Genomic DNA, 12,363 nt, shown 5'->3' with positions numbered 1-12,363 from the left:
ATTTTGTTCTCTCAGTTGGTTCGCTTAGCGCCCTGTGCCGTGACAACGAGGACGCATTATAGGGAGTTTTCTGAGGCTGGCAATAGTTTTTTTAAGAAAAAAATTCGTTTGCTTAATTCCACAGCAAAACCCTTAGTTATACGCAGTTATCAACAATTTTATCCACAAGCCATCTTTTCCCACAAATTTAGCATGTCAAACGCAAACGTTTGCGTTATTATAATACCCAAATGAGTGAGATTGATTTTGTCTTCATCTTCTGAAATGTTAGTGGTGCAAACACAATTTCACTGTATCAACGTGACTTTTCATCACAATGACTACTGTTATACAAAAACCCAAGGGATAAAACTCATGCAACACCTTCGTCCTATCCGCCGTGCTCTTTTAAGTGTGTCTGATAAAGCAGGTATTTTAGAATTTGCGAAAGCGCTTGTAGAAAGAAATGTAGAACTTTTATCAACAGGGGGGACAGCGCGTCTATTAGCAGAAGCTGGCTTACCCGTTATAGAAGTCTCTGACTACACCGGTTTTCCAGAAATGATGGATGGTCGTGTAAAAACACTTCACCCTAAAGTACATGGTGGTATTTTAGGACGTCGTGGACAAGATGATACCATTATGGAGGAACATGATATTCGTCCTATCGACATGGTTGTTGTCAATCTTTATCCCTTTGCTAAAACAGTAGCTCGTCCCGATTGCTCATTAGCAGATGCTGTTGAGAATATTGATATTGGTGGTCCTACCATGGTTCGTTCCGCAGCAAAGAACCATAAAGACGTCACCATTGTGGTTAATAGCAATGACTATGAAAAAGTGATTGAAGAAATGGACAATCACCAAAACAGTCTGACTTTAGATACACGTTTTGATTTAGCCATTAAAGCCTTTGAGCATACCGCAGCTTATGACAGTATGATTGCGAACTACTTTGGCCAAAAAGTTGCACCTTATTATGGTGATACTTCACAACCATCAGGAACCTTCCCTCGTACCTTAAATCTTAACTATATAAAGAAACAAGATATGCGTTATGGTGAGAATGCTCATCAGCAAGCGGCTTTCTATATAGAAGAGAATATTGAAGAAGCCTCTATCGCAACAGCAAATCAATTACAAGGTAAAGCACTCTCTTATAACAATATTGCCGATACTGATGCTGCATTGGAATGCGTGAAATCATTTTCCGAACCAGCTTGTGTTATCGTGAAACATGCAAACCCTTGTGGCGTTGCTATTGCGGACACCCTCACACAAGCATATGACAATGCATTTAAAACTGATCCAACTTCTGCATTTGGCGGTATTATCGCTTTCAATAGAAGCTTAGATGCAAAAACAGCAAGTGCCGTTATAGAGCGTCAATTTGTCGAAGTCATTATCGCGCCTTCTATTAATGAAGATGCTCTACCTATTTTAGCAACCAAACCTAATGTTCGTGTATTAGCCTGTGGTGAATGGCAAGAAGCTAAACCTGCACTTGATTTCAAACGGGTTAACGGAGGCTTATTAGTACAAGATCGTGATTTAGGTATGGTTAAAGAAGAAAACCTAAGGGTTGTCACGCAACGCCAGCCTAGTGAACGAGAGTGGAAAGATGCGCTATTTTGCTGGAAAGTTGCAAAATTTGTGAAATCCAACGCAATTGTGTATGCCAAAAATGACATGACGATTGGCATCGGTGCGGGCCAAATGAGCCGTGTCTATTCTGCTAAAATAGCAGGGATTAAAGCGGCTGATGAAGGTTTAGAAGTAGCAGGTTGCGCCATGGCATCTGATGCATTCTTTCCCTTTAGAGATGGTATTGATGCGGCAGCTATGGCCGGTGTAACTTGTGTTATTCAGCCAGGTGGTTCTATTCGTGATGATGAAGTAATTGCTGCAGCTAATGAACACAATATCGCGATGATTTTTACTAACATGCGTCATTTCCGCCATTAATAAGGGATTGCTATGAAAATTTTAATCATTGGTAATGGTGGTCGTGAACATGCACTAGCTTGGAAAGCAGCGCAATCGCCTTTAGCAACCCAAGTGTTTGTTGCCCCCGGTAATGCAGGAACAGCATTAGAACATGGCGTACAAAACGTCGATATTAGTGCCACTGATATTGCCGCATTAGTTGCATTTGCCCAACAAAATCACATTGATTTAACCATTGTGGGGCCTGAGGCACCATTGGTAATTGGTGTAGTAGATGCGTTCAAACAAGCGGGACTGATGATTTTTGGCCCCACCAAAGGTGCGGCACAACTAGAAGGTTCGAAAGCATTTACAAAAGATTTTTTAGCCCGCCATCATATCCCAACAGCAGCTTATCAAAACTTTACTGAAATAGCGCCTGCACTTGAATATCTCCATAAAGTGGGCACACCTATTGTGATTAAAGCGGATGGCCTAGCTGCGGGTAAAGGTGTCATTGTTGCCATGACACATACCGAAGCAGAAAATGCGATAAAAGATATGTTAGCAGGTAATGCTTTTGGTGATGCAGGACACCGTATTATTATTGAAGAATTTCTTGATGGAGAAGAAGCCAGTTTTATTGTCATGGTGGATGGTGAAAATGTACTTCCGATGGCAACAAGTCAAGATCATAAGCGCGTCGGTGATGGTGACTCAGGCCCAAACACCGGCGGAATGGGAGCTTATTCTCCAGCACCGGTTGTTACTCCTGAAATCCACCAGCAAGTCATGGATAACATCATTTATCCAACTGTCAAAGGCATGGCTGCCGAAGGACATCGCTATCAAGGTTTTCTTTATGCAGGCTTAATGATTGATAAGCAAGGTATTGCCAAAGTCATTGAGTTTAACTGCCGTTTTGGCGATCCGGAAACGCAACCTATAATGATGCGCATGCAATCAGACTTAGTTGATCTCTGTTTAGCGGGTGCAAAAGGCGAACTAGCAGGTAAAGACTCCATTTGGGATCCCCGCCCCGCTTTAGGTGTTGTAATGGCCGCCGGTGGCTATCCTGATAACTACCGCCAAAATGATATTATTGAGGGACTAACAGCAACATCTTCTTCAACAGCTAAGGTATTTCAAGCAGGAACAAAATTAACGGTTCAAGGTGAAGTTGTTACAGCAGGAGGCCGAGTATTATGTGCAACTGCTTTAGGGGAAGATATCGAACAAGCTCAAAAGAATGCCTATGCTTTAGCCAAAAGTATTCACTGGTATGGCTGTTTCTATCGCCATGATATCGGCTATCGTGCCATTGCGCGTTTAAAAAAGTAAGTTAAAACAGCAAAAGGGAGTGATCACAAACTCTCTTTTGTTGGTTCCCATTTACAAAAATCGTGTTCTGCAACCATTAACAACTGGTTACCTTCGGGGGAATCCAGCCAAGCAACATAAGCGGGACGAGTTAGATGCTGTGTTCTACGTTTTAGCCAACGTTGTTCTGGTGCTTCAAATGATACATTCACTTTTTCACCCGCACATGTTGTCAATGTATCTTGATACCAGGTTCCTTGAACTAACTTTACCTGACCTATCGCCAATGCCTTACTGATCTCTCGTTCTCGACTGGCTGCAAATACCATTTTTAAACGTTCATCTTCTGTTAATGGGCGCTTTTGTCCTTGATACTCTTGTTGCATAAAGATAACTTCGCCACGTTTATTTAAACGTAAATGCCAAGAGGAAGGATGGGAGGGATTAACGATTTCACTGCGAATTTGCCATAATCTATTTTGGCGGTACTCATAAAAAGTGACAACAGTTTCAGGCTTTTGATAAAAGCTATAGACACTCATAATCACTTGAGGCTCTGATGTTTTGTTATTTAAACGCCAAAGCCGCACAACCCCTTCATCTGCAATATAGCCCGTTGCAGAAAATTCGGGTAGTTGTGGAGAAGAAGAGCAGGCGCTGAGCAAAAAAGAGAACCCTATTGCTAACAGCCCCTGTCGTCTCAACAAAAGGGGAGCAACTCCCCCTCTATTGTTCATTCCGTTCAAAGGAATTATTTTACTGCGTCTTTCAGTGCTTTACCGGCAGTAAATGCAGGAACGTTAGCTGCTGCAATTTTAATTTCTTTGCCAGTTTGAGGGTTACGACCAGTACGCTCTGCACGGTGATTCACTTTGAATGTACCGAAACCAACTAACTGGACAGAATCACCTTCTTTCAGAGCACCTGTTACTGAGTCGATAAACGCTTCAATAGCAGCTTTTGCCTGAGTTTTTGTCAGATCCGCTTTTTCAGCAACTGATTCGGTTAATTCAGCTTTGTTCATAAAATAGTCCTTAAAGTATGTTTTATCGTTTGAAAAACATCTGGTGAAAAAACTTAATTCATCTTTTTTAGAGAGTCAGTTAAGCAAAACACCTGAGCCACTTCTTTTCGTACCCAATGTAGAACATACACGGGGGTAATGTGAAGTCTTTAAACGTCGCTTTTCAAGCACTAAATCACGTTTTTCTGATTTAGTGCGTTAATTCTATACCGATATTGCTCATTCCAGATTCGCGCAGGTCTGTACGCAGACCTTTTATTAGTTCAATATCTCTTTCTTCGCACTCAACAAGTAGGCGATAAATTTCCCATTGAATATCGAACTCTTCAGTGACCGCAGCAAGAGATTTTAATTCTTCTTCAGACATTTCTCTTTCTGCTTGTGTCATTTCAAGTGTAGCAACAGTTCCAACCGAAATTTTGCTCACTTCAATAGCATGACTGAGTGACTCACCACTTAAACGAGAATGAATAAGCTCACTCAGTGCCACACAGGCGTCGATTGCAGGATAGACACCATAAATATCAAACTGAGATGCATCAGGAATAGCTTCTTCTAATTTCTCTAATTGAGAATCAAAATTCACCTTCGCATCTTTTACTGTTAAAGTTTCCCAAACTAGATCGAGAATACGACGATACAGGGTTGGATCAGTAAATCCTGTTTCGCGACAAAATACCTGATAATTTGGATACATTCTCTCACACAGGCACGCCATAAACGTTAAGTGTTGCCAACTTTCAAGCTTTTCTAAACGTAAATGGATTGGGTTCTTCAACATTAGTGATTACTCATTTTCTTAACTTAGCCGCAGTTTACCTGAAAATTGAAAATATCCACATATTTACCGCCGATTTAGAGCTTATTCTTATTCAATTGCTCAAATAATCGCCTATTTGAGGCAATACCATCGGCCCAACGAGTCGGTTCAGGTAATCGATATCCATTTATACAACGTTTTACCCACGCTAATGCACTCTCCATACTCACTTTATAGCCTGGAGAAATATATAAAGGTTTACATCTTTTTTTACTACGATAAATCCAACCTAACTGCTCATCCTTATCCATTAATTTTTCCGTACTTCCTACATCGTCGTCTAATTTTTTATCATCACCACATAAACGACTTTTTGCCACACCGATGGTTGGAATATCGGCTAAGAGCCCAAAATGACTTGCCACCCCTAACCGTCTAGGATGTGCGATCCCTTGACCATCAACAAAAACAAGTTGCGGTTTTTGCTTAATGCCCTGCCAAGCTTCTAATAACGCGGGACACTCACGGAATGAAAGGAGTCCGGGAATATAAGGTAGTAATGTTGCAATACGGGCTATTTGATATTCAACAATTTCAAAGGAGGGATAATGCATAATAACAATAGCGGCACGAGTGACCGCACCGCTATTTTCAAATCCGACATCAGCACCTGCAATATAAGTTGGTGCCATAAATTGGTCGGTTAAGATAATCTGTTGAGCTTTCTCTGTCTGCTCTTGACGTAATTGCTGAGTATTAATCATTATCCTGATGATAAGGCTTCGATAGACGGTGAACCGCATCAATAAATGCTCCAGCATGCGCTGGTGGAACATCTTGATGAATACCGTGCCCAAGATTAAAGACATGACCAGTACCTTTGCCAAAGCCAGCTAAAATCGTAGCGACTTCTTGTTCTATTCTTGCTGGTGGCGCATACAACATAGAAGGATCCATATTACCTTGTAAGGCAACCTTATCACCGACTCGACGGCGAGCATCTTCGATATCAATCGTCCAATCAAGTCCTAATGCATCACAACCTGTGGCTGCCATCGCTTCTAACCAACGCCCACCACCTTTAGTAAATAAGGTGACCGGAACTTTTCTGCCCTCATTTTCACGAATAAGACCATCAACAATCTTATGCATGTATTGTAATGAGAACAATTGATAATCGCGTCCTGTTAGCACACCTCCCCATGTATCGAAGATCATGATGGATTGTGCCCCTGCTTTAATCTGAGCATTCAAATAAAGGATAACGCTATCCGCCAGTTTATCCAGTAATAGATGCAGAGCTTGTGGCTCGCTATACATCATTTTTTTAATTTTTGTGAACGCCTTACTACTTCCACCTTCAATCATATAAGTAGCTAGTGTCCATGGACTACCTGAAAAACCAATTAATGGCACATTACCTTGCAATGCATGACGAATAGCACGTACCGCATTCATGACATAACCTAGTTCATCTTCCGGATCAGGAATAGGTAATTTTTTTATATCATCAAGGCTATTTATCGGTGTTTTAAAACGAGGACCTTCCCCTGTTTCAAAATACAGACCTAATCCCATCGCATCAGGGATAGTTAAAATATCAGAAAATAGGATAGCGGCATCTAAAGGAAAACGTCTTAAAGGCTGTAAGGTAACTTCGCATGCCAATTCGGTATTTTTGCACAATGAGATGAAGTCTCCCGCCTGTGCTCGTGTTTCCTTGTATTCAGGAAGGTATCTGCCTGCCTGACGCATCATCCAAACAGGGGTGACATCAACAGGTTGGCGCAACAGCGCACGTAAATAGCGGTCGTTTTTCAACTCACTCATGTCTAACTCCATTAATAGTAATAGGGCCGCAAAATAGCGTGTAGTGTAACATGTTGGAAAAATAACAGTTGGCAGACAACACCTTTATTTAGCTATTTTCTTCATCTTGTCTAATATTCGCTATCGTATCTTCTATTAAACGTCGCGCAATAGTATCAGAAGGTGGTATTTGTGGTAACTCATCATAGCGATACCATGCTGCACTGATTAATTCCGAAGGATCATGTCGTAACTCTCCCCCTGCATAATCGGCAAGAAAACCCATCATAAGAGAATGAGGGAAAGGCCATGGTTGTGAAGAAACATAACGAATATTGCGAATATGAATATGACTTTCTTCAAAAACTTCGCGAGCTACCGCATCTTCTAAGCTTTCCCCTACTTCAACAAAACCAGCTAAAACGGTGTAGAGTGGTGAATGTTTATGCCTAACATGGTGTGCTAATAGAATTTTATCTTTATTACGAATACCAACAATAATACAAGGTGCTATTTGTGGGTAATAACGCTCATGACAGTTATCACATAAACATGCCCATTCACTCTCACTATGGCGCATTTTAGCCCCACAATAGCCACAAAACCGATGAGAACGATAAAATTCAGCAAGTTGAACACCACGACCGACTAATTTAAATAACTTTTCATCTTGAGATGCGATAAGCCTTGGTGAACACATATCGCTTTCCATTTTGTCATAAATCAGCCAGACATTTTCTCCTTGCCATTCCCCAACAATTTTGGCTTGTTTACCCACAAGTCCCCAATCTGTTGCTAAACCAAATGGAAGTTCACCTTTAGGTAACCAAACTCGGCCACCTAGGCTGACTGTCCACCAGCCTTTTTCACCACCTGTTAGCGTATATAAATGCATAGTAATAATTCTATCTTAGTTAATGATATACAATAGAGGATACTCTCTTTCACAAGAGCCGCTCAATGAATTATGTCGCTACGCCAAAATTCATCTATACCTCCATGGTAAAAATATAAATTATATTTATAAATAAGGTTCACTCGAATGACAAATATAACGAAACATAAGATCGCTATTTTTGATTTAGATGAAACACTGTTAGCCGGAGATTCTAGCTGTTTATGGACAAATTACTTGTGGGAGAAAAAAAGAGTCACTGATCCTGCTTTTTTAGCTTTAGATAAACAAATGATCGCTGACTATTACGCAGAAAGGCTCAATATAAATAAGTACTTACACCAACATTTATCTTATTTTAATCAGCATAATATTGAAGAAATAAATCAATGGGTTACTGATTTTACTCATACCATAATCAAGCCATTGCTCTATCCTCAAGGCATTAATACTATAAACCTATACCGACAACAAAATATCCCCGTTATCATTATCTCTGCAACTATGTCTTTTCTGGTACATGCGATTGCAAAACAACTTAATGCTGATATTTCTATGGGCATTGATATGCAGATAAAAAATAATCATTATACAGGCCATATTGAGGGTATTCCTACCTTTAGAGAGGGTAAAGTCACTCGACTCAATCAGTGGAAAGAACAAAATAACATTAACAACTCTTATATTTATTTCTATACTGACTCAGCCAACGATCTCCCTTTATGCTATCAAGCAAATGAGGTTATCACCATTAACGCCGATGAAAGATTAAGCCAAATAGCAACAGAAAAAGAATGGCAACAGTGCTACTGGCAGTTAAATAAATAATCATTATCGGGCTTGTAGTTTTTAAGATCTTTAATATACTGTGGGCATTCTTGTCGGAGTGCCTAGTGTTTATAAGGCTATTTTTAACACAGGCTGAGACCGTTAATTCGGGATCCGCGGAACCTGATCGGGCTAATACCCGCGAAGGGAACAAGAGTCATTCGACCTTTAGATAGCTTCATTGTGTCTATTTTTTACACTCTTATCTGTCGATACTCCCTGCGACCTCCAGACAAGCATTTTTCTCAATATTCACCCGACAAGCCTTGTGCTTGATTGATATTTATTAGGAAATGCTATGTCCAAAAATCAAACTATCTCTATTAAAGATGTTTCGCCCACTGCGAATAAACAGCGCCCACGTAAAGAACAACGCGATGCAGCGCAATCCTTTATTAGCACTATTCAAGGTATTAATTTTCCCAATTCAAAACGTATTTACATCACTGGTACTCGTTCAGATATTCAAGTGCCAATGCGTGAGATCCAACTTGATAAGACCCTAATCGGTGGCTCAAAAGAAGATCCTATTTTTGAAGAGAATGAACCTATTCCAGTCTATGACACTTCAGGGCCTTATGGTGATCCAACTTCTCAACTTGACGTTAATCTTGGCTTAAAAAAAATTCGCCAACCATGGATTGATGCGCGTAATGATACCGAACCTCTTTCACACTTAAGTTCTGATTTCACTCAACAACGCCTTACTGATGCAGGATTAGAACATCTACGCTTTCCGTTAAAACCCAGCCCTAGAAAAGCGCTAAATAATAAGAGAGTGACGCAATTACATTACGCTCGCAAAGGTATTATTACGCCAGAAATGGAATTTATTGCCATTCGAGAAAATATGGGGCGAGAACGTATTCGTAGCGAAGTATTACGCCAACAACATGCCGGATTTAGCTTTGGTGCACATTTACCTGACAATATTACGCCTGAGTTTGTACGCCAAGAAGTTGCCGCCGGCCGTGCCATTATTCCTGCCAATATCAATCACCCAGAATCTGAGCCGATGATTATTGGCCGTAATTTCTTAGTTAAGGTGAATGCTAATATCGGCAACTCTTCGGTTACCTCATCTATCGAAGAAGAAGTAGAAAAACTGATTTGGTCAACACGTTGGGGGGCCGATACGGTAATGGATCTGTCAACTGGACGTTATATCCACGAAACACGTGAATGGATCATCCGTAATAGCCCAGTCCCTATTGGTACTGTTCCTATTTATCAAGCTCTCGAAAAAGTTAACGGTATTGCAGAAGATCTCACTTGGGAAATGTTCCGTGATACTTTATTAGAACAAGCGGAACAAGGGGTAGATTACTTCACTATCCATGCAGGTGTCCTATTACGCTATGTTCCTATGACCGCAAAACGTTTAACGGGCATTGTCTCTCGTGGTGGATCAATTATGGCGAAGTGGTGTTTATCACACCATAAAGAGAATTTCCTCTATACCCACTTCCGGGAGATTTGCGAAATCTGCACCGCTTATGATGTTTCATTATCATTAGGTGATGGTCTAAGACCTGGCTCTATCCAAGATGCTAACGATGAAGCACAGTTCGCTGAATTACATACCTTGGGTGAATTAACAAAGATTGCTTGGGAATATGATGTACAAGTCATGATTGAAGGCCCAGGTCATGTACCAATGCAGATGATACGTCGCAATATGACGGAAGAACTAGAGCATTGTCATGAAGCCCCCTTCTATACATTAGGCCCTCTAACAACTGATATAGCACCGGGCTACGATCATTTTACTTCCGGTATTGGCGCTGCAATGATTGGCTGGTTTGGCTGTGCCATGCTCTGTTATGTCACTCCGAAAGAGCATCTCGGACTCCCCAATAAAGAAGATGTGAAACAAGGTCTTATTACTTATAAAATCGCCGCCCATGCTGCTGATCTTGCCAAAGGACATCCCGGCGCGCAAATACGTGATAACGCCATGTCTAAAGCCCGTTTTGAGTTTCGATGGGAAGATCAATTTAATCTAGCACTTGATCCTGAAACTGCCCGTCAATATCACGATGAAACCTTACCTCAAGCATCGGGGAAAGTCGCTCACTTCTGCTCTATGTGTGGACCTAAATTCTGCTCAATGAAGATAACACAAGAAGTGCGTGATTATGCAGCAGGTATGGAGCAGATGTCGCAAGCCTTTAAAGCCCATGGTAGTGAGCTATACCACAGTGCAGAAATAGCCAGTTCCGAGGTAGCTGATAATGAACAGATCCTCTAATTCGGCTTTTGCCCCAACCGAAAAAAAGTTGGGCTTTACCCTGTTGTCGATTCTATTGAATGGGTTGAGCGCCTGTTGAAAATAGGTGTAACAACGATCCAATTACGCATCAAAGATAAACAGCCCAAAGATGTTGAACAAGATATAATCACTGCAATCAAATTAGGTCGTAAGTATAACGCAAGATTATTTATCAATGATTATTGGGAACTCGCCATTAAACATCACGCTTATGGTGTTCATCTTGGACAAGAAGATCTCGACATTGCCGATCTTGATGCTATTAAACAGTCAGGTTTATGCCTTGGTATTTCCACCCATAATGACACTGAACTACAAAGAGCAAAAAGGCTACTTCCCTCTTATATTGCTTTAGGGCATATATTTCCAACGACGACGAAAGATATGCCATCAAAGCCACAAGGTTTAAGAGCACTCAAACATCAAGTAGAACAAACTCATGATTTTCCAACCGTTGCTATTGGCGGGATCTCTCTAGAAAAAGTCTCTGATGTCGTAGCAACTGGCGTTGGTGGAGTTGCTTTAGTGAGTGCAATAACAAAGGCATCAGACTGGCAACAGGTAACACTTAAATTATTAGAATTAGTAGAGGGAAAACCATCATGCTAAATGATAATGATTTTATGCGTTATAGCCGACAAGTGATGTTAGAAGATATAGGCTTAGAAGGGCAAACCAAAATACAGCAAGCCAGAGTATTAATTATTGGCTTAGGTGGGTTAGGCTCTCCAGCATCACTTTATCTAGCAGGGGCTGGAGTGGGTGAACTTATTTTAGTCGATGATGATAATTTGCATGTCTCGAATTTACAGCGTCAAATTCTCTATCGCACTCAAGATATCCCAGATGCAAAATCAGACATCGCCAAACAGGCTCTACTTGCCTTAAATCCTGACATTAAAATCACCACCTATAAACAACGTGTTAATGATGATTTTCTCTCTACGTTGCTTCAAAACATCGATTTAGTTTTAGATTGCACTGATAACATGAGTACTCGCCAAGCAATCAATCGTATCTGTGTTAAACAACAAATACCGCTTATTAGTGGCAGTGCCGTTGGATTTAGTGGTCAGCTGATCGTGTTTGAGCCCCCTTTTATTCATGGTTGTTACCACTGTCTCTATCCTGATAACAAAGAGCCACAACGCAATTGCCAAACAGCTGGAATTCTAGGCCCCGTTGTAGGGGTCATTGGTACTCTGCAGGCACTTGAAGCAATTAAGTTACTTGCAGGTTTACCAAGTACGTTAAGTGGAAAACTACGTCTGTTCGATGGTAGAAAACAAAATTGGAGCACCTTGCGCTTAACACCATCAAAAAACTGTCCTGTTTGTCGAGGGTTAGCATGAATATTACCGTAAATGACGAACGTTATTCTCTGGATATGCCTGTCACGATAAGCCAGCTCCTTATTGAGTTAAAACAACCTTCTATGGGGATGGCACTCGCTATCAACGACATCATTATTCCCCGTGAAAACTGGAATACACAAATGATCAATGAGGGTGACACAATTCTTCTCTTTCAAGCAATTGCGGGAGGCTGAT

Annotated in this window: 12 protein-coding genes, 1 pseudogene and 1 riboswitch; of the genes and pseudogenes, 7 read left to right on the top strand and 6 right to left on the bottom strand. The window is 40.9% G+C overall.

Annotated elements, in window-relative coordinates; translation table 11 throughout:
- Window positions 1-354 precede the first annotated feature (354 nt).
- Together purH and purD are read left to right on the top strand one after the other, a co-directional pair.
- The gene (purH, locus tag HMPREF0693_RS17255) at window positions 355-1,944 is read left to right on the top strand and encodes a bifunctional phosphoribosylaminoimidazolecarboxamide formyltransferase/IMP cyclohydrolase (protein ID WP_004250094.1); all 1,590 of its coding nucleotides are present in this window, start codon (window positions 355-357) and stop codon (window positions 1,942-1,944) included.
- Window positions 1,945-1,956: 12 nt separating this feature from the next.
- Window positions 1,957-3,246, top strand: coding sequence for a phosphoribosylamine--glycine ligase (gene purD, locus HMPREF0693_RS17250; protein WP_004246924.1), 1,290 nt, complete (start codon window positions 1,957-1,959; stop codon window positions 3,244-3,246).
- A 23-nt stretch (window positions 3,247-3,269) separates the two neighbouring features.
- Here purD and HMPREF0693_RS17245 read toward each other — a convergent pair whose 3' ends face one another.
- From HMPREF0693_RS17245 to nudC, 6 genes are all read right to left on the bottom strand, one after another.
- Window positions 3,270-3,962 (bottom strand): DUF1481 domain-containing protein, encoded by a 693-nt coding sequence (locus HMPREF0693_RS17245; RefSeq protein ID WP_004246923.1) that lies wholly within the window; start codon window positions 3,960-3,962, stop codon window positions 3,270-3,272.
- Window positions 3,963-3,976: 14 nt separating this feature from the next.
- Window positions 3,977-4,249 carry an HU family DNA-binding protein gene (locus HMPREF0693_RS17240; protein WP_004246922.1) on the bottom strand — a complete coding sequence of 91 codons (273 nt, stop codon included), beginning with the start codon at window positions 4,247-4,249 and terminating at the stop codon, window positions 3,977-3,979.
- Window positions 4,250-4,439: 190 nt separating this feature from the next.
- Window positions 4,440-5,030 (bottom strand): YjaG family protein, encoded by a 591-nt coding sequence (locus HMPREF0693_RS17235; protein WP_004246921.1) that lies wholly within the window; start codon window positions 5,028-5,030, stop codon window positions 4,440-4,442.
- Between the two features lie 74 nt (window positions 5,031-5,104).
- The gene (nfi, locus tag HMPREF0693_RS17230; protein WP_004246920.1) at window positions 5,105-5,773 is read right to left on the bottom strand and encodes a deoxyribonuclease V; all 669 of its coding nucleotides are present in this window, start codon (window positions 5,771-5,773) and stop codon (window positions 5,105-5,107) included.
- Window positions 5,766-6,839, bottom strand: coding sequence for a uroporphyrinogen decarboxylase (gene hemE / locus HMPREF0693_RS17225; protein WP_004249140.1), 1,074 nt, complete (start codon window positions 6,837-6,839; stop codon window positions 5,766-5,768). The genes nfi and hemE overlap by 8 nt, the downstream gene beginning before the upstream one ends.
- 88 nt (window positions 6,840-6,927) lie before the next feature.
- Entirely contained in the window at window positions 6,928-7,713 is a 786-nt protein-coding gene (gene nudC / locus HMPREF0693_RS17220) for an NAD(+) diphosphatase (protein ID WP_004246918.1), read from the bottom strand.
- A gap of 147 nt (window positions 7,714-7,860) precedes the next feature.
- On the opposite strand from nudC, the gene HMPREF0693_RS17215 reads away from it, so the two are divergent.
- The 5 genes and pseudogenes from HMPREF0693_RS17215 to thiS all read left to right on the top strand — a co-directional run bounded on the left by HMPREF0693_RS17215 (window position 7,861) and on the right by thiS (window position 12,362).
- Window positions 7,861-8,541 (top strand): HAD family hydrolase, encoded by a 681-nt coding sequence (locus HMPREF0693_RS17215; RefSeq protein ID WP_004246917.1) that lies wholly within the window; start codon window positions 7,861-7,863, stop codon window positions 8,539-8,541.
- A 44-nt stretch (window positions 8,542-8,585) separates the two neighbouring features.
- A riboswitch (TPP riboswitch) is annotated at window positions 8,586-8,708 on the top strand.
- Window positions 8,709-8,839: 131 nt separating this feature from the next.
- Window positions 8,840-10,792, top strand: coding sequence for a phosphomethylpyrimidine synthase ThiC (thiC, locus tag HMPREF0693_RS17210; RefSeq protein ID WP_004246916.1), 1,953 nt, complete (start codon window positions 8,840-8,842; stop codon window positions 10,790-10,792).
- Window positions 10,776-11,422 (top strand): annotated as a pseudogene (gene thiE, locus HMPREF0693_RS17205) (thiamine phosphate synthase). Before thiC ends, thiE begins: the two are co-directional and overlap by 17 nt.
- The gene (locus HMPREF0693_RS17200) at window positions 11,416-12,165 is read left to right on the top strand and encodes a HesA/MoeB/ThiF family protein (RefSeq protein WP_004246914.1); all 750 of its coding nucleotides are present in this window, start codon (window positions 11,416-11,418) and stop codon (window positions 12,163-12,165) included. Before thiE ends, HMPREF0693_RS17200 begins: the two are co-directional and overlap by 7 nt.
- On the top strand, window positions 12,162-12,362 hold the full coding sequence (gene thiS, locus HMPREF0693_RS17195) for a sulfur carrier protein ThiS (protein ID WP_004246913.1): 201 nt from the start codon (window positions 12,162-12,164) through the stop codon (window positions 12,360-12,362). The genes HMPREF0693_RS17200 and thiS overlap by 4 nt, the downstream gene beginning before the upstream one ends.
- Window position 12,363: the final 1 nt, after the last annotated feature.

It is taken from the genome of Proteus mirabilis ATCC 29906 (genome assembly GCF_000160755.1).
Classification (GTDB): Bacteria; Pseudomonadota; Gammaproteobacteria; order Enterobacterales; family Enterobacteriaceae; genus Proteus; species Proteus mirabilis.
Note: the sequence above shows the minus strand (reverse complement) of the source record. Positions and strands in the feature narration are given on the sequence as shown.